General features: G+C 52.0%; 14 protein-coding genes. 11 read left to right on the top strand and 3 right to left on the bottom strand.

The window, feature by feature from the left end; translation table 11 throughout:
• Window positions 1-144: 144 nt before the first annotated feature.
• The 5 genes from Q8W24_RS09490 (at window position 145) to Q8W24_RS09470 (ending at window position 4,917) form a co-directional block, all read left to right on the top strand.
• Window positions 145-1,695, top strand: coding sequence for a 2-isopropylmalate synthase (locus tag Q8W24_RS09490; protein ID WP_305475130.1), 1,551 nt, complete (start codon window positions 145-147; stop codon window positions 1,693-1,695).
• A 5-nt stretch (window positions 1,696-1,700) separates the two neighbouring features.
• Window positions 1,701-2,507, top strand: coding sequence for a hypothetical protein (locus Q8W24_RS09485; RefSeq protein ID WP_305475129.1), 807 nt, complete (start codon window positions 1,701-1,703; stop codon window positions 2,505-2,507).
• Window positions 2,504-2,962 carry a ribosomal protein S18-alanine N-acetyltransferase gene (gene rimI, locus Q8W24_RS09480; RefSeq protein WP_305414299.1) on the top strand — a complete coding sequence of 153 codons (459 nt, stop codon included), beginning with the start codon at window positions 2,504-2,506 and terminating at the stop codon, window positions 2,960-2,962. Before Q8W24_RS09485 ends, rimI begins: the two co-directional genes overlap by 4 nt.
• A gap of 21 nt (window positions 2,963-2,983) precedes the next feature.
• Window positions 2,984-3,637 (top strand): energy-coupling factor ABC transporter permease, encoded by a 654-nt coding sequence (locus Q8W24_RS09475; RefSeq protein WP_305475128.1) that lies wholly within the window; start codon window positions 2,984-2,986, stop codon window positions 3,635-3,637.
• Window positions 3,638-4,161: 524 nt separating this feature from the next.
• Window positions 4,162-4,917 carry an ABC transporter substrate-binding protein gene (locus Q8W24_RS09470; protein WP_305452734.1) on the top strand — a complete coding sequence of 252 codons (756 nt, stop codon included), beginning with the start codon at window positions 4,162-4,164 and terminating at the stop codon, window positions 4,915-4,917.
• A 20-nt stretch (window positions 4,918-4,937) separates the two neighbouring features.
• Here the strand turns inward: Q8W24_RS09470 and Q8W24_RS09465 are convergent, their stop codons facing one another.
• Together Q8W24_RS09465 and Q8W24_RS09460 are read right to left on the bottom strand one after the other, a co-directional pair.
• The gene (locus Q8W24_RS09465) at window positions 4,938-5,489 is read right to left on the bottom strand and encodes a response regulator transcription factor (protein WP_303432730.1); all 552 of its coding nucleotides are present in this window, start codon (window positions 5,487-5,489) and stop codon (window positions 4,938-4,940) included.
• Entirely contained in the window at window positions 5,486-6,757 is a 1,272-nt protein-coding gene (locus tag Q8W24_RS09460; RefSeq protein WP_305414295.1) for an ATP-binding protein, read from the bottom strand. Before Q8W24_RS09460 ends, Q8W24_RS09465 begins: the two co-directional genes overlap by 4 nt.
• 227 nt (window positions 6,758-6,984) lie before the next feature.
• Between Q8W24_RS09460 and Q8W24_RS09455 the strand changes: the two genes are divergently transcribed.
• Together Q8W24_RS09455 and Q8W24_RS09450 are read left to right on the top strand one after the other, a co-directional pair.
• Entirely contained in the window at window positions 6,985-7,887 is a 903-nt protein-coding gene (locus Q8W24_RS09455) for a DMT family transporter (RefSeq protein WP_303432727.1), read from the top strand.
• A gap of 264 nt (window positions 7,888-8,151) precedes the next feature.
• Complete coding sequence (locus Q8W24_RS09450) at window positions 8,152-8,958, top strand: class I SAM-dependent methyltransferase (protein ID WP_305475127.1); 807 nt, start codon at window positions 8,152-8,154, stop codon at window positions 8,956-8,958.
• 39 nt (window positions 8,959-8,997) lie between these two features.
• Here the strand turns inward: Q8W24_RS09450 and hexR are convergent, their stop codons facing one another.
• Window positions 8,998-9,861 (bottom strand): transcriptional regulator HexR, encoded by an 864-nt coding sequence (gene hexR / locus Q8W24_RS09445; RefSeq protein ID WP_303432725.1) that lies wholly within the window; start codon window positions 9,859-9,861, stop codon window positions 8,998-9,000.
• A gap of 288 nt (window positions 9,862-10,149) precedes the next feature.
• On the opposite strand from hexR, the gene Q8W24_RS09440 reads away from it, so the two are divergent.
• The 4 genes from Q8W24_RS09440 to Q8W24_RS09425 all read left to right on the top strand — a co-directional run bounded on the left by Q8W24_RS09440 (window position 10,150) and on the right by Q8W24_RS09425 (window position 17,008).
• Window positions 10,150-11,370, top strand: a complete 1,221-nt coding sequence (locus tag Q8W24_RS09440) for an efflux RND transporter periplasmic adaptor subunit (RefSeq protein ID WP_305475124.1) — start codon at window positions 10,150-10,152, stop codon at window positions 11,368-11,370.
• A complete protein-coding gene (locus tag Q8W24_RS09435; RefSeq protein ID WP_305475123.1) occupies window positions 11,306-13,321 on the top strand; it encodes a MacB family efflux pump subunit in 2,016 nt (671 codons plus the stop codon). The genes Q8W24_RS09440 and Q8W24_RS09435 overlap by 65 nt, the downstream gene beginning before the upstream one ends.
• A complete protein-coding gene (locus tag Q8W24_RS09430; protein WP_305475122.1) occupies window positions 13,322-14,767 on the top strand; it encodes an efflux transporter outer membrane subunit in 1,446 nt (481 codons plus the stop codon). It begins immediately after the preceding gene.
• A 564-nt stretch (window positions 14,768-15,331) separates the two neighbouring features.
• Entirely contained in the window at window positions 15,332-17,008 is a 1,677-nt protein-coding gene (locus tag Q8W24_RS09425; protein ID WP_303432719.1) for an amidase, read from the top strand.
• The last annotated feature ends 326 nt before the right edge of the window (window positions 17,009-17,334 follow it).

The raw sequence follows: 17,334 nt of genomic DNA, 5'->3' as shown, positions 1-17,334 counted from the left end.
TATGCCTGTGAGAAAGCAAGGGCGGACGCTGAGAATAAATAACCCGGGACTGAGCCGGTAACGGATACCGACGGTTGGGCTGTGCGGAAGGTACGATAGCATCGTATAATGATCCGTTACGTTGTACCTATTCGGGAGATTTCCATGAGTCAGCCAGATCGTTTGGTCATATTTGATACTACTATGCGCGATGGCGAGCAGAGCCCCGGCGCGTCCATGACCAAAGAAGAAAAGGTCCGCATCGGCAAAGCGCTGGAAAAAATGCGAGTGGATGTCATCGAAGCAGGTTTTGCGGCCGCCAGCCTAGGAGACTTTGCCTCAATAGAAGCGGTTGCCCAGGCCGTGCGTGAAAGCACTGTTTGCAGCCTGGCCCGCGCGATAGATAACGATATTGAACGGGCCGCGGCTTCGCTACAAAAAGCAGAGCGTGCCCGTATCCACACGTTTATTGCAACATCCCCCATTCATATGCAGTACAAGCTGCGTATGCAGCCTGACCAGGTGGTAGAGCAGGCCGTATATGCGGTGAAAAAAGCCCGTAATCTGGTAGCTGATGTTGAGTTCTCCTGTGAAGATGCCGGGCGTTCCGGGATCGACTTTCTCTGCCGGATTATTGAGGCCGCCATTAATGCTGGTGCACGTACGATCAATATTCCAGACACGGTTGGTTATGCAATTCCTGAAGAATTCGGCGCTACCATCAAGACCTTGCTGCAGCGTATTCCCAACGCCGACAAGGCGATCTTTTCCGTGCATTGTCACAACGACCTGGGTTTGGCGGTTGCCAACTCGTTGGCTGCAGTTGCCAATGGTGCTCGCCAGGTAGAGTGCACAATCAATGGTCTGGGTGAGCGTGCAGGTAACGCGGCTCTGGAAGAAATCGTTATGGCGACCCGTACCCGTCAGGACCTGTTTAATATCACTACCGGTCTGGATACCAGCCATATTGTACCGACTTCCCGTTTGGTCTCATCTATCACGGGTTTCCCGGTACAGCCGAACAAAGCTATTGTGGGCGCCAATGCATTTGCGCATGAGTCGGGCATTCACCAGGATGGCGTTCTCAAGCATCGTGAAACCTATGAAATCATGAAAGCAGAAGACGTCGGTTGGGGTGCCAATAAAATGGTTATGGGCAAACATTCTGGCCGTGCCGCTTTCCGCAGTCGTCTTGAAGAACTGGGGATCAACTTTGATTCGGATGTGGCGTTTAATGAGGCCTTTGTCCGTTTTAAAGATCTGGCGGATAAAAAACACGAAATTTTCGACGAAGATTTGCAAGCACTGGTAAGCGAAGCGGCAGCGGATGCTGCACCGGATATCTACAAACTGGTAACTCTGGAAAGCCGCTCCGCGACAGGTACTACGCCGGTTACGTCTCTGGTCGTCAGTCGGGAGGGTATTGAACACTCCAGTACCAGTGAAGGTTCTGGTCCAGTGGATGCTGCCTTGAAAGCCATTGAACAAGTGGTGGAGTCCGGGGCCAATTTGCTGTTGTACTCTGTGAATAATATTACCAAGGGGACAGATTCCCAGGGTGAAGTCACCGTTCGCCTGGAAAAAGGTGGCCGTATTGTTAATGGTAGCGGTGCCGATACCGATATCGTTGTCGCTTCGGCCAAGGCCTATATTCACGCACTGAATTTGCTCTTCTCTGGACTGGATCGTCAACATCCGCAAACTGACGGTGTCTGATTCTCATGCGTGAAGCGGTACGCTGTCAGTATTTGAAAGCGATGGGGATTCCGGTCTGGGTACCCAGAGATGAACTTCCCCATGCCGCCCCAAGTCAGTTATTGCCCTGGCTTGGTGAGCAACATGGCCCACATGGTAGTGAACTGCCAGTGGACCACTTGCCCAATTACCGGAATGCGGAAGATCACCCGGAAGGTGGGCACTTTGCTGCCGAACTGCTGGATCATCGCGGCAACACCACGACACGTGTGGCGGTGGATGCTGCGGTCGTCAGTAATCGTGATTCTGTTGCGCCAGCAGCCACCGCTTTGACTGACTTGCCAACCTCTCCTCCTGATTCACTGGTTAAACCAGAAACAGCGGTAGCTGAACCACCACAGGTAGTCGCTGATCTGACACCGCCTCGTTTTGAGTTACATTTTATCGCGACGGGTAATGGCACAATCTGGGTCTGTGACCGTCAGGAACAGCTTCCGGCGCTGCAAGCGTTTGCCTGGCAAGTAGGGATTGGCATGAAGTGGTCGCCTGAGCAAGGCAGTCCGCTTTCTTTTCGCTGGCCCTTTATCGAACATGGCCAGGAAGACCAGAGCAGTGCGGTAGCTGAACAGGCATTACGGGCGCAATGGCAATTTTTTGTACATCATGGCGGCCGCCATGTTATTGGTTTTGGCAGTAATACCCGGCAGTGGCTGACGCGAATTCAGGTGCCTGGCTGTTATCAGGACGATGACGTCGTTACCGTGATGAGTTGTGCCGAACGGAAAAAACAATTGTGGTTGGCATTATTAAATCTGCCCATGGAGCAACAATGAATAGTCATGGCGCCTGTCTTGTCTCAGCTGGCCCGGATGATCTGGAAGCGGTTATGGCCATTGAGCAGCGTTGCCAGTCTCATCCCTGGAGTCGTGAGGTGATGTTACGCTACCTGAGTAAAGAGCATGTGGTGTGGCGACTGGAGCTGGGTGGCACCTTGATTGGTTTTGCCGTTGTCACTCAGATAGCGGGAGAGGCGGAGTTGCTGGATATCGCAATTGATCCTGACTATCAAGGGCGAGGCTTTGGTCAACAATTATTACAACGGTTGCTGGATGACGTTGGCAGCAAGGGGAATGAGCGCATGTTTCTGGAAGTACGTGCCAGCAATATGCCAGCAATAGCTGTTTATGAAAAACTGGGGTTCTGCCAGATTGGTGTTCGGCGCAATTATTATCCAGCCAAGATCGGACGGGAAGATGCTCTGATGTATTGCCAGGAATTGTTCCAATAATCGATAGCAGGAGCTATTACCATGAGCCCGACTCTACCAGACTGGCTACTGGGGTTGATGTCATTGATCAGCCTTGGACTGTTGGGCTGGAGTATTTATAGTTATCGTTGGTCAGCACTGATTGAGCATCGTCCAGCCCAGCACCTGTTTTTTGGCAGCGTATTGGTGATGGTTCTTTTCTGGCAGGCGAAAGCCGGTATTTTGCCAGGGTTGGGTTTTCATATACTGGCACTGACGTCTGTAACCCTGATGATGGGCTGGCGTCTGGCTTTGGTCGCAACGGCCATGATGCAACTGGTGCTGGCCTTGTCTGGGCAATTTGAATGGCAGACACTGGGCTACCATTATCTGATTCAGACGGCTCTGCCCATTGGTTTTACCTATGGTTTTTATTCTCTGGTGTACCTGCGTCTGCCCCATAATCCATTTATTTATATTCTTGTCGCGGGTTTTCTCAATGCCGGAGTGACCCATGCTTTTCTGGATCTTCTGCAAAGCGCCATTTATGCACTCAGTGGTACTTATACGGCGGATAAGATCTGGCATGACTACTTGCGCTATTTGCCATTGATGATGTTTCCGGAAGGAGTGGTGAATGGCATGTTTATTTCTGGCATGGTCGCTTTCCATACCGAATGGCTAAGTACCTTTAACGAAGAGTCTTATTTCAAATAGATGGTTGATGCACTGTCATCCCGAACCGTTCACCCCGCTGTGTAGGCAACCGCCCTCATTCCCGCACCTGATGGCTCGCCGAGCCAGAATCATTGCAATTTTTGATGAAATCATGACCAATCAATTACTAAACACTTGGTCTGAAAATTGTTCTATTTGTAATAAAAAAGTATGACTCTCGCCGCAATATTGAACCGTTATGGTGTACGGTAATTTTCCATATCCAATGGCTCGACCAGGGTCCCAAGCGTTGTAACAGGGTAGATGACGCCAGGGTTTGGCCAGAAATTAGGCGCTGTGTTGCTGCGGCCGAATGTTAATGCTGATTTCCCCTTGTTCTGTTTCTCGCTTTGTCGCTGCCTTGCACCGTCTGGTTGCCCCTTGATCTTGACCAGTCTTGAGCCAAGGCGAAGAAAAATCAGCAGGCTACTGGTGTTCGGCATACTCAGAAGGTTCAGAGTGAATCAGCTGGCCTGGTTTCAGAAAGATTATCGCATCAAACAACCGATATTAGAGGCACATCTATGATTGGACAAAACCGGATGGGGATAGTCGCAGGGATCATACTCTCGGTATTTTCTTGTGTAGCGCCAGCCGCTGAAAAAATCACCTTACTTACAGAACAGTATCCGCCCTATAACATGAGCATGACGATGCAGGGGTATGCCCATAAATCTGAAGACATTGGTGGTTTATGCACCGACATCATACGAGCCACTTTTGCCAAGGCGGGTATTGAATACCGCATGAAGCTGCGTAACTGGAGCTATGGTATGGATCGTGTCCAGCGTCGCGTTAACCACGGTTTGTTCTGTACGGTACGTACCGAAGAGCGGGAGTCGGTATTCAAGTGGGTCGGCCCGATTACGACCATGAAGGTCGCATTGATGGCGAAAGGGGATTCGGGCATCAAGCTGAATCGGCTGTCGGATGCCCGACGATATACGATTGGCGGTTATAAGGGAGATGCGTTTACCGGCCAAATGGTTTCTGAAGGCATGAATGTATCCATTGCCAGCGATGACATGGCCAATCCGTTGCGCTTGCAGAATGGCTCGATTGATTTGTGGGTAACCGATGTGTTGGCTGGTCCCTACAAGGCTTCCGAAGCTGGGGATCTGGATGAATTAAAGATAGCGCTGGAATTAAAATCGTCCCCTGTGTACTTGGCGTTTAATACCGAGACAGACGACGAGATTCTCCAGAGCCTGCAAAATGCCCTTGGCAGTTTAAAGGAAGACGGCACCATTACCGCACTGGAACATCAGTACGGCCTCTGAAATTGACCATCTCCCCAGGATTACCTGGGGGCGTACTTCTGTAATTTTCGCTGTAGTGTGCGGCGGTGCATATTCAATGCCCTGGCGGTTGCGGATACATTGCCGTCATGTTCATTCAGCACTCGCTGGATGTGCTCCCACTCTAATTGATCCACTGACATCACCTGTGCCGGTTCGCTGCAGCTATCGACTGGATGGGAGCTGTTGTTGTCTTTGAAGGCAGCGACCAGCTCTTGCAGGGTAACGGGCTTGTGCAGGTAATTGTGTGCACCCAATTTGATGGCTTCTACCGCTGTCGCGATACTGGCATAACCGGTGAGCATAACGATGGTCAGCTCCGGCTGTTGTTGCAGTAATCGGGGAATCAGGGTCAGGCCGGATTCTTGCTCCATCCGTAAATCCAGAGTCGCCCATTGTGGCTGGAAACTGGTTTGAGCGGCCAGTGCTTCATTGCTGTTGTGTGCCGGTCGGGCGCTGAATCCCTGTCGCTCCAGACTGCGGCACAAGACCTGGCTGAAATGCAGATCATCGTCAATCACCAGTATGCGAGGAAGAGACTGGGTCGAGGTCATGATTGTGGCTCCGGTAAAAAGGAAATCGGCAAGCTGAGCGTGCAACGGCTGCCACCGTCAGGCAGGGCTTGTAGTTCAATATTGCCGCCAAATTGCTCAACGCTGGCGTTACTGAGGTACAGGCCAATCCCCAGCCCGGTCTGCTTGCTGCTGTTGTATGGTGAGTAACGGCTCAGGGAAGCGGCGGCGTGGGGATCAGGCTGGATAATATCCAGCATCCAATAACCTTGTTGTTCCCTGGCCTGGAGTTCGATGGGTTGTTGGCCTGCTTCGGCAGCATTGTTCAGCAGGTTTAATAATGCCTGGTCCAGCAGTGGGGAGGTATGAATCAGCGCCGAGCCATGGTGTTCAAATGGCTGCCATACCGCGTTGGGCTGGCTTAGTTGCCAGCGCTGTAGCTGGCTTTCGAGCCAGTCGCTGGCGAGTTGTTGTCGTGCATCACGGGCTTCACGTCCCTGTCGAGCCAGTTCCTGTAACGAATGCTGGCAACGATTCACCTGCTCCCGCAGCAAGGACAGATCCGGTTCGATTTCTGCTGCGGTCTGGCTATCGATCAGGTCGTCGAGCAGCATTCCCATGGTCATCAATGGCGTGCCCATTTCGTGAGCAGTACCGGCAGCCAGTGTACCGATCCCCACCAGCTGTTCGTTTTTGAGCTGTTGCTCCCGCAGTTGCTGGATTTCCTGCTGCTGGCGCTGGCGGGTTCGGATCAGTTGTGGAATCAGCGTCACCAGAATCAGCGCACTGAGCACAAAGGTGAGCCACATCCCCGACAAGTGCCAGTCGACCAGCGATACGCTGCTCATCGCGTGGCCATGGTGCAATAACAACGGCTGATACCAGATACTGAGCAAACTGTAGTCGGCGACACATAATGCTGTCATCCAAATGGCCAGTATCCAGGGTAAGCCATAACTGGCGAGCACCAGTAGTACCAGAAAGTAAGAAATGAGCGGATTGGTGGCGCCACCGGTAAAAAACAGCAGTCCGGTAAATAACTGACACTCCAGTGACAGGTGTAAAAACAGTTGCCAGTCCTGGATGGCCCCTTGAGTGACTTGCCACTGACTGAAGACCTGCAGCGGTAAATACAGCGCCAGCAGTACCCAGGCAGCCTCCAGATTGGCGACACCTTGAGAGTGCAGATAACTCAGAAATAACAGCCATACCGTTGCGATGGCCAGCTGCAGCAGGGCCAGCCGCTGCAGTACCTGATTGAGTCCGGAAGAGGGAGAAGCCAGCGAGCGCATGAATAAAGCGGTGTCCAAGGGTAATCGGCCGTCAGTATAAGGGATTCTGTCTGGCTTGATTCTACCCGGGATGATCTGCCCTGCGTTATTTGGTCGCAGTGTATATGAATGGCCATGCGCCTATCGAGGTGTCTGCACCCATCATTATCCCGCAATTGGCACAATCATCTGCCTTCGTTTGCGAGTACAGTGCGTCTCTATTTTAGATTTGTGTACAACAGAGTGTGGTATTTGGAGTTTTTGTGATGAATAAAGTGGGATCCGTCAAGGCTGATCTGGCCTTGGTGTTGGTGACTTTGCTGGCTGCCGCTGGCTGGATTTTTTCCAAGGAAGCCTTGGCGGGCATGGCTCCACTGGCGTTTATTTTTATCCGTTTTGTCAGTGCCGGGATGATCGTGGGACTGGTGGGCAGCCAGGATATTCGTGCCATGAGTTCATCAGACTGGCTGCGGGCTTTACGCTCTGGAGCCTGCTTTGGTATGGCGATCGCTTTCTGGATCATGGGATTACAGAATGGTCAGCACATGGGAGTCGGGGCCTTTCTGACCTGTCTCGGAGTGGTGATGGTGCCGCTGGTGGTGTTGCTGTTTGGCGATCGCCCGCCGTCGACTACCTGGGTATCGCTGCCGCTGGCGGCAACCGGGCTGGGGTGTTTGTCACTGGATGGAAACTTTGTGTTTGGCCTTGGTGAATTTTGTTATCTGGCGGCGGCCTGCATGTTTTCTCTGACATTTGTTCTGACCAGTCGGGCGGCGGCCACAATTCCTGCGATTGCCCTGACATCGGTGCAGTTGACCATGGTGGGATTGGTTGCGTTGCCGTTGTCGCTGATCCTGGAAGAATGGCAACTGCCGCAGACCGTTGATATCTGGCTATGGGTGTTAGCCAGTACATTGATTGCGACATGTGTGCGATTTTTTCTGCAGACTTGGGCGCAGGGTAAGACCGCATCCAGCTCTGCAGCCCTGATTATGGTACTGGAGCCGGTCTGGACAGCATTTCTGGCGGCTTTCTGGTTTGCCGAACGTATGTCGCCGATACAAATGTTGGGCTGCGGGCTGATTTTCACGGCCTTGCTGGTGAGTCGGTGGCGTTACCTGATCCAGATGGCCAAAAAGCTGGTACCTGTCAGAGCGGGTTGCGAGTGACCGACTCTGTGCTCCAGGCATGATTTCAGCGGGTGACGGCGGGCGATCTGGCAGGGTGTGGGTGAACCGTAAACTCCCTGATATCATACTGCCGCCATGACGCCGTGGCATGCGCACCGTTGTGCCAGGATAACCTCGATTGGCCAACAACAGATAATAGATAGCAAGGGATGTCGACCGATGCAGTCAGAAGCCAATACCGTCCGGGATCACGCAAAGCAGTTTTTCAGGTTGGGCCGCCGGTGCCTGGATGGTTTGATCGTTGTGAGTCTGGCGAGTGTTGTGTCCGTCAGTCAGGCTGGTGTAAAAGCAGCGTCCGCTGCGGATTTTGCCACCGTGCTGGCCAGTGATGTGCGTCAGCATGATCGCCCGCGGGATGCCTTTCGTCATCCTGCCGAGACGCTGGCTTTTTTTGATCTACAAGCCGATATGACGGTTGTGGAAATATGGCCCGGTGGTGGCTGGTATGCCGATATTCTGGGGCCATTTCTGGCTCAGCAAGGACAGTATTATGCGGCGCATTTTGATCCGGATTCCCCGGTGGGCTATTTTCGCAACAGCCGGGAGCGATTTGAGGCCAAAATGGCCAGCCAGCCGGGGTCATTTGGCAGCACAACCCTGACGGTCTTTGCCCCGGGCAGTGACCACGCCATTGCACCCGATGGCAGCGCTGATCGGGTGCTGAGTTTCCGGAATGTACACAACTGGTATATGCGGGGTGGTGATGAACAGGTACTGGCGGCTTTCGAGACGTTTTATCGGGCGCTGAAACCCGGTGGTATTCTGGGAGTTGTCGAGCATCGATTGGCTGCCGACCGGCCACTGGCTGATCAGCAGAGCAGCGGCTATATGAACCAGGCGTATGTAATTCGTATGGCGCAACAGGTTGGCTTTACACTGGCTGCCAGCAGCGAAGTCAACGCCAATCCGGCCGATACGACCCGTCACCCCAAAGGTGTCTGGACCTTGCCACCGTCATACCGGCTGGGTGATCAGGATCGCGACCGTTATCAGGAGATAGGGGAAAGCGACCGCATGACACTGAAATTTATCAAACCGGTACTGCGTTAGTTAAAGGATACGGCAAGGGGATTATTCGCTGGACAGGTGTCAGGGTTGAGTGGGCAGGTCGGGGTAGCGGGTTGCTTTCAGGCTATCCTTGATCTTCTTCAAGTGCGCATGGAAGTCGACGCCCCGGCGCAAGGTAACGCCAGTAGCCAGCACATCCAGTAACACCAGTTGTACAATCCGTGACGTCATGGGCATGTATTTATCCGTGTCTTCCGGGGTCGGGAAGGACAGGTGCACACTACTGGAAGCCGCCAGTGGCGACTGGTCGGCAGTGAGGCCAATCACGCTGGCACCATTACTGCGGGCAATGCGGGCGATATCCACCATGTCACGGGTACGGCCGGTATAGGAAATCGCCACAATCACATCACCAGTATGAGCCGCTGCGGCGACCATACGCATCATCATCACATCATCGTAAGCCATCACCGGTAAATTGAAGCGGAAAAACTTGTGCTGTGCATCCATCGCGACCGGGCCTGAGGCACCGAGACCAAAAAATGCAATCTGCTTGGCCTGGATCAGTATGTCCACGGCTTTTTCGATCGCCATCAAATTCACATGCTTGCGCGCATTTTCCATCGCAGCAATGGTCGAGGTGAATATTTTATCGGTGTATTCCTCGGTATTGTCGTCTTGCTCGACATCGCGACTGACGTACGGTGTACCGGTTGCCAGGCTTTGAGCCAGCTGGATTTTGAAATCCGGGAAACCGGACGTTTCGAAATTACGGCAAAAGCGGTTCACGGTAGGTTCACTGACCAGCGATGCATTGGCCAGTGTTGAAATGCTCATGCGAGTCGCGCTTTTGGGGTCCTGAAGAATGACTTCAGCGACCTTGCGTTCGGACTTGTTTAGGCTTTCCAACTGCTCGCCGATTTGATCAAGAAGACTCATAGCCAACCTCGTAGCAAGGACACAGGGACGCGCAATGGTATGGATCGGTTGTTATTTTACGACATCGGCGAAGAACCCAGACTATACCTTTGCCTGACTGGCAAGACCAGTGAGTCACTACGGAGGGCCGGTGCAGTGCATTGTTTTTTCGAATGTTCGGTAAAATAATGAAGTGCAAATTAATGCAAATAACAATCAATTTAATTATTATTTTGTGTTTAATCGCGTAGCCCGGTATCAGGTGCAAGATTGTCGGACTTATGAATACATAAACAGTTAAGGAAATCGCAACGGATGACGCAATTCACCACCACCTCACGCCCCCGGCGTTGGCTCTCTCTGTTGCTGTGGGTCGTTGTTCTGGGCTGTTTGCTGGGGGCTGCTGCCTACTGGTGGCTACTGGTCGAAAACGATGAATCACAAGACTGGTTGGTTGAACCGCTGCGTTATGGTGATATTGAGCAGAGTGTCGCAGCTACCGGCACGCTGGAACCCAAAAATTACGTTGAAGTTGGTGCCCAGGTATCCGGCCAGATCAAACACTTGATGGTTGAAGAAGGTGAAGTGGTCAAGAAAGGCCAGTTATTGGCAGAAATTGACGCCTCGGTATTTGAGCTGAATGTACAAACGGCGGAAGCCGGGCTGGAAAACCTGAAAGCCCAGTTGACGCAACAGGAAGCCGAGCTGGAATTGGAAATGTTACGGCTGAAGCGTAACGAAGGGCTGTACGCCCGCAAGGCGATCAGCGAAGACGCGCTGTTTGAAAGCCGCACCAATGTGAAAATACTCAAAGCCAAAATAACCGCCCAGAAAGCCGAAATCAAAGCAAATGCCGCGGCACTGGAAGCTGATAAGGTTTCGCTGGGTTACACCCGGATCTATGCCCCGATCGATGGCACCATCGCCAGTATTGATGTGCGCGAAGGCCAGACCTTGAATGCCACGAACAGTGCCCCGACCGTACTGCAAATATCGGATCTGTCAGTGATGACACTACGCGCTGAAGTATCGGAAGCAGACGTTCCCAAGCTTCGTCGTGGTATGGACGTCAAATTTGCCACCCTGGGGAATCCCAATCGCTACCGCTGGTCGACCGTCCGGCAGATCTTGCCAACACCGGAAGAAGTGAATGATGTTGTGCTGTATCAGGTGCTGGTGGATGTGGCTAATGATAATGGCCGTTTGATGGACTCGATGACCACCAAGGTGTTTTTTGTTGAAGGGGCGGCCAGTCATGTGCTGGTTGCGCCTGTAGCGGCCATTCGTAACGGCCGTAATGGCGCATTTGCCCGGGTTGCCGGTGCCAATGGTGTCGAACGTGTGCCGGTTGAATTAGGGGTTCAGAGCCGTACTCATGCCGAAATTCGTTCTGGTCTGGACGAAGGCGCGCTGTTAATTACCGGCAGCCAACAAAAACAGACCACCACAGAGGCGAGAAGCATGACTGGTAATGACCGTCCAGGCCCTCCCGGTGGTGGTATGGGTGGCGGCATGGGAGGCCGACGTGGTGGCTGAACCCAATACCGGACCACAGCATGAATTGATCTCATTGCGTGGCGTATGCCGCTATTACCAGGCTGGAGATGTTGTCGTCAAAGCATTGGATAACGTCAGTCTGACCATTCGGCGTGGTGAATTTGTTGCGGTGATGGGGCAATCCGGATCGGGCAAATCAACACTGATGAATATTCTCGGCTGCCTTGATCATCCAACCTCGGGTGAATATCGGGTGAATGGACATGATGTAAACAGTCTGTCTCCCGATCAACTGGCTGCATTGCGACTCAAAACCTTTGGCTTTGTTTTTCAGCGTTATCAGTTGTTGGCCAACCTGACTGCCCAGGAAAACGTCGCCTTGCCGTCCGTGTATGCCCACACCCCGAAAGAGGCCCGTCACCAGCGCGCGGCAGCATTACTCGATAAGCTTGGCGTGGCCGAGCGTATGCAGCACACCCCGGCGGAGCTATCGGGCGGACAGCAACAGCGAGTTTCCATCGCCCGGGCGATGATCAACGGCGCAGATGTGATTCTGGCAGATGAACCCACCGGTGCTCTGGATAGTGCAACCGGTGTCCAGGTGCTGGACATGCTCCGTCAGCTGAATGCTGAAGGGGTGACAGTGATTCTGATTACCCATGATGCCGAGGTTGCCGCAGCGGCCAGACGTCAGATCCAGATCCACGATGGCCGCATTCTGTCAGACAGTGATGAAGAGAGTCATTCACCAACACCAGTCCCTGAGACCGTCAATCCACCACCTCTGCAGTCATACCCTTCGGTCAGTGCACTGGTATCGGTGATGACGGCGTTACAATCATTAAAAAACAACTGGTTTCGTACGCTGCTGACCTTGTTGGGCATTGTGATTGGCGTCGCTGCCGTAGTGGCCATGATGGCCATTGGTGAAGGGGGCAAACAGCAAGTGCTGGATCGTATTGAATCGATGGGCACCAATCTGTTACTGATTCGCCCCGGCGGTGCCAATAATCGCAACTCGGGTGCTACTGCCACGCTGAGCCGTGAGGATGCTGCGCTATTGGCTGAATTGCCCGGTGTCGAAGTAGTCTCTCCAGAGCGTAATTCCAATGCCACCATCCGTTTTGGCAATCGTGATTATTCCGGGCGTATCCGGGCAACCACGGAAGACTACCTGCGGGTGAAAGATTGGCAGTTATCGCAAGGCACCTTCTTTACCAGTGCGGATATGGATTCACTGGCTCCACTGCTGGTGGTTGGGCAAACCATTGTGGATCAACTGTTTGTGAATGGCGAAAACCCGATTGGCCAATACGTGTTTATGAAAAATGGCATGTATCTGATTGTCGGCGTGCTGGAGGCCAAAGGGGCTACGGCCGGAGGTAATGACATGGATGAAGAGGTGCTGGTGCCGCTCTCGACCGGTATGGTGCGGATTTTTGGCCGTGAATACCTGAGCTCCATTACCGTCAAGGTTGAGGACACCGACAGCATTGATCAGGTCGAAGCCGAAGTCACCCAACTCCTGACTGCCCGGCATGGCAGTGAAGATTTCACCGTACGTAACACCGCCTCCCTGATTGAAGCCATTTCAGAAACCCAGGATACCCTGACCTGGTTGTTAGGCTCTGTTGCGGCTATTTCGTTATTTGTTGGTGGTATCGGGGTGATGAATATCATGCTGGTCAGTGTGTCGGAACGTCGACGGGAAATCGGCTTGCGGATCGCTACCGGGGCCAAACCCAGTGACATTCTGCAACAGTTCAATATTGAAGCATTGGTGGTCTGCTGTCTGGGCGGGGTTGTGGGGTTGATGCTGGGCGGCTCTATCGCTTTGATCATGGGACAAATGAATGTTGCTGTGGCCTTTTCCTGGGCACCGCCATTGATGGCATTTGCGTCGGCGCTGCTGGTCGGGCTGGTGTTTGGTCATGCTCCGGCACGCAAGGCTTCCCGTTTGAACCCGATTGACGCATTGGCGGAGGATTAAGTGAGTAGATTGCATTCGGGGTCATACATGATGGCCATGAAAATTACCGCTCTGGCTGCGATGCTGGCGGCTGGTGGTTGCGCCGGGCCACAGCGGTTTGAGCCGGAAGTCGTGGCATTACCTGATATGGCAGCCAATGAACAACAGACCAAGCAGGCCTTGCACGTCGGGCAATTACAACATCAGTGGTGGGCACAGTTAGGTTCACCGCAGCTGAACCGGCTGATGGCTGAAGCGCAACTGGATAATATCGATGTGCGTCAGGCCTTGCTGCGTATAAGCAAAGCCAGCGCTGCACTGGATGGCGAAAATGCCGATCGCTGGCCGACACTGTCTGCCAGCGCCTCTGCCAGTCAGAAGCAGGCATTGAATGATGCCAGTGGACGAAGTAACAGTACGGGATTGAATTTGTCAGCCAGCTACACCGTTGACTTATGGCAGCGGCGGGGGACATTGATCGAACAGGCAGAGCTGGACGTAGTGGCCGCAGAAGTGGACCTGGCCAGTGCCCGCATCACGCTACAGAGTAATCTGGTAACGCAATACCTGGACTGGCTATCAACCAAGGCTCGCTTACAGCTGGCACAGCAGAATCTGCAAGCCAGCCGGGAAATGGAGTCACTGGTACAGATCCGTTTTGATGCCGGTGATGCCAGTGGCATCGAAATGGCGCAACAACGTAATACCACCTTGTCATTACTGGGTAGTGCGGTGTCGTTACAGCAACAGCTGGCGGCCAATCAACGAGCGTTGGCAGCTTTGCTGGGCCGATCCAATCTGCAAATCCATCTGGGTGACGAACATTTTGATCAATTGCAGATTCCACGGGTGGCGAGTGTGCAGCCCGCTGACCTGTTAACCCAAAGGCCGGATATCGTCGCGTCGGAGTTGGCATTGCGCCAACGTCATCAAAATATCTATCTGGCCGAAAGTGATCGCTGGCCCAGTCTTAGCCTCAGTGCCGGGTTGTCACCAGCGGATTTAATGTCCCTGGCCGGGAACTGGACCTTGAGTCTGACAGAAGCCTTGTCGGTCACGCTGTTTGATGCAGGCAGCAAGGCTGCGGCGGTAGCTGAGGCCGAAGTAGAAGAAGCCGTTGCCCGGCTGGAATACCGCCGTATTGTTATCGATGCCATGCAAGAAACACTGGATGCCATGGAAGCGGTTGATTATGAGCGTCAGCAGACTGAACTTGCGGTTGATACCCTGGAAAATAATCAGGAGTTGCTGGCACTGGCTGACATTCGTTACCAATATGGCGATACGGACTTTTCCGATTTGCTTAATGCCCAGCGCACTTTCTTCAACGCCAGAGACAGCTTGGTGGTGCAGCGCCAGAAACATATACAGGCTTTGGTCGAGCTGTATGTTGCCTTTGGTGTTGCCCCGGCCCTGGAGGGCGCTGTCTCATTGGATGAGACTCCCTCTTTTTATAGTGCTCAGTGAAAGAGCGCCGCCAGCGGCGCCTCAAGATTCATCGAGTTCTCCCTTTCTTACCTTTTCCCCTTTCTCACCCTTTTCCTTTTCTTCCCCTCCTCCCTCTATTTATTCCTGACAACTGAATTGGATGCTCGGTTACATATTCACTTTGGTTTCTGTGACTGCCTGGCTGTTGGGGTCATGACTCGAGGTGATGGTAGTGATTTCAACTTTCCAAAAACAGGTGCCGGGAGGTGCCATAATAATGTGCGATAGAATTTTTATCGCACCAAAATAAAGTCATCAAATAAAGTATGGGTATATTGAGTCAAGCATTATAGTAAACGACGGCCCTGATAACGTATAAGCATCATGATTTCAAATGCGGGGCCATGTTTTTATTTGTGAAAATAGTTTTTTCTGTGGTTTTTTTGTTATTCAAATTACGTTCGCCATTTTATTTTCGACAAAATCGACATTTTTTTTAGAGATGATCGGTGTGGCACGATAAATGATTATAGATCGGCCAGAAGGATATTATTGGCGAGTGCCAATACAGAAGGGAATACAAAAACAATTGCGGAGATATTTATGTTCCAAATGAAAAAATTGGCTGGTGCGGTACTTACCTTTTCAGTAATTCTCAGCGGCTGTGATGGATCTGACAGCGATGATGATGAGGTGGTTCCGGTTGCTTTTTCATTTACTGAAGCGACCATCGAAAGTTTGCATACTTCTCTTGCTACTGGCGGTATTACCTGTGAAGAAGTCGTTGAAGGGTATATTGAACGTATTAATACCTATGACGATGAAGGTACCGATGTTGAATTGAACAGTGTCATTGCGATTAACTCATCTGCTCTTGATGAAGCTCGTGCAAAAGATCTGGCATTTGAAGACGATGGTATTGATGGCTCCCTTTATTGTGTTCCTGTTTTGCCAAAAGACAACTTTAATACTGCTGAAATGCCAACCACTGGTGGCGCATTGGCATTCCAGTATAACCGTCCCGTCAGTGATGCTTACACCATTGGCAAGATGCGTGACGCCGGTGCTATTGTTCTGGGCAAGGCCAATATGGATGAGTTTGCCTTTGGATATACGGGCGAAAGCTCGGTCCGAGGCCTGGTTAAAAACGCGTATGACCAAACCAAAGGTGCGGGTGGCTCATCCAGTGGTACCGGAGCTGCCATTGCATCCAGCTTGGCAATGGTAGGGACAGGCAGTGATACGGGAGGGTCTATCCGGGTACCTGCCAGCCTGGGTGGCCTGGTCGGTATTCGCCCATCCATGCGCTTGGTCAGCCAGGACGGCATCATGCCATTGGCTTCCTGGCAGGATACCGGTGGCCCGATCTGCCGTACTGTTGAAGATTGTGCCTTGATGATGGATGTCATGGTTGGGTTTGATGATTCTGAATATGCCAATCAGCGCGTCAGCTTTGAAATTGATGCGGCTGCCATTAGCAGTGAAGAAGAATACCTGTCAGTGACGGGTGTGCCGGAAACCTATACCGACTACCTGGATGCTGATGGTCTGAATGGCGCTCGTATTGCCATCGATCGTGACTTGTTCGGCGATAACGAAAACGTCAACGCTCTGATGGACAGTGCGATTGCAGCGATGGAAGCGGCTGGAGCCACGGTTGAAGAAGTGACCATTGATAACCTGGAGTCGATTCTTTATGACTACGCCTCCATGTCCAGCTATGAGTTCCAGCACGACCTGGTCAGCTACCTGAACAGCTGGACCACGTCGGTTGATGGGCACATTACAACCTATCAAGGACTGATCGACAGCAATGGCTACCTTGAGAACTACAAGTCCTCACTGGAATACCGTGGCACGATTGATCTGGATAACCTGACAGACGAACAGCAAGAAGTGTATACCCTGAACACAGTTGAGCGGCCTGTTGTTGTCCGTACCAGCTTGTTAAAAGCATTGAACAATGTGGATGACGAAGGTAACAGCCTGGGCGAAGCGTATGACGTATTACTGTACCCAAGCTTGACCGGTGAAGCCGGAGACCTGGGTGGTTCACCGAGTGCCGGACGAAATAACCGTCTGAGCCCGTTCTCTTTGTTCCCTGCGTTGAGCATGCCTGCTGGTATGACGGATGATGATCCTGCAATGCCTATTGGTATGGAAATGTTGGGTCGGGAATTTGATGAGGCCACTCTGATTAAACTGGCATACAGCTATCAGGAACAGGTTAACCCTCGCCAGGCTCCTGTCAATACGCCAGAGCTGACGACTGAGCAATAAGAATAGACTGATTCAATAATAATAACTCATAGAGTCCGCTTGAAAAGAACGTCTGAATATGGAAGAAGTGAATATCCTGGGCTGATGCAAGTTTGCTTGCATTATAAGTCCTGAATTTCCCTTCGACTGTATTCAGATGTTTTTTATTTTATTCTGTCAGTGAATTTTCCTCGCAGTTGAGTCGTCTTAAAATTTATATTTTTAAATCTTGCATGTTGCTGGCAATGTAATTACCTGTTCGGTTGGTCAGATATTTTTATAAGTATTTACAAGTTGTATCGTTAATCATTTTTGATCGATTTGTTTTTTGGAGAAGAGGCGGCTAT

The organism is Oceanobacter sp. 4_MG-2023 (genome assembly GCF_030689165.1).
In the GTDB taxonomy this organism is placed as follows: Bacteria; Pseudomonadota; Gammaproteobacteria; order Pseudomonadales; family Oceanobacteraceae; genus Oceanobacter.
This window is presented reverse-complemented; position numbering and strand designations above follow the sequence as displayed.

What these genes read in the sequence shown, in the direction of transcription:
- Q8W24_RS09435 (WP_305475123.1), top strand. Translation starts at nt 11,306, where the DNA reads ATGACCGTCCAGGCCCTCCCGGTGGTGGTATGGGTGGCGGCATGGGAG.
- Q8W24_RS09470 (WP_305452734.1), top strand. Translation starts at nt 4,162, where the DNA reads ATGATTGGACAAAACCGGATGGGGATAGTCGCAGGGATCATACTCTCG.
- Q8W24_RS09475 (WP_305475128.1), top strand. Translation starts at nt 2,984, where the DNA reads ATGAGCCCGACTCTACCAGACTGGCTACTGGGGTTGATGTCATTGATC.
- Q8W24_RS09490 (WP_305475130.1), top strand. Translation starts at nt 145, where the DNA reads ATGAGTCAGCCAGATCGTTTGGTCATATTTGATACTACTATGCGCGAT.
- Q8W24_RS09465 (WP_303432730.1), bottom strand. Translation starts at nt 5,489, where the DNA reads ATGACCTCGACCCAGTCTCTTCCTCGCATACTGGTGATTGACGATGAT.
- Q8W24_RS09440 (WP_305475124.1), top strand. Translation starts at nt 10,150, where the DNA reads ATGACGCAATTCACCACCACCTCACGCCCCCGGCGTTGGCTCTCTCTG.
- Q8W24_RS09425 (WP_303432719.1), top strand. Translation starts at nt 15,332, where the DNA reads ATGTTCCAAATGAAAAAATTGGCTGGTGCGGTACTTACCTTTTCAGTA.
- Q8W24_RS09485 (WP_305475129.1), top strand. Translation starts at nt 1,701, where the DNA reads ATGCGTGAAGCGGTACGCTGTCAGTATTTGAAAGCGATGGGGATTCCG.
- rimI (WP_305414299.1), top strand. Translation starts at nt 2,504, where the DNA reads ATGAATAGTCATGGCGCCTGTCTTGTCTCAGCTGGCCCGGATGATCTG.
- Q8W24_RS09455 (WP_303432727.1), top strand. Translation starts at nt 6,985, where the DNA reads ATGAATAAAGTGGGATCCGTCAAGGCTGATCTGGCCTTGGTGTTGGTG.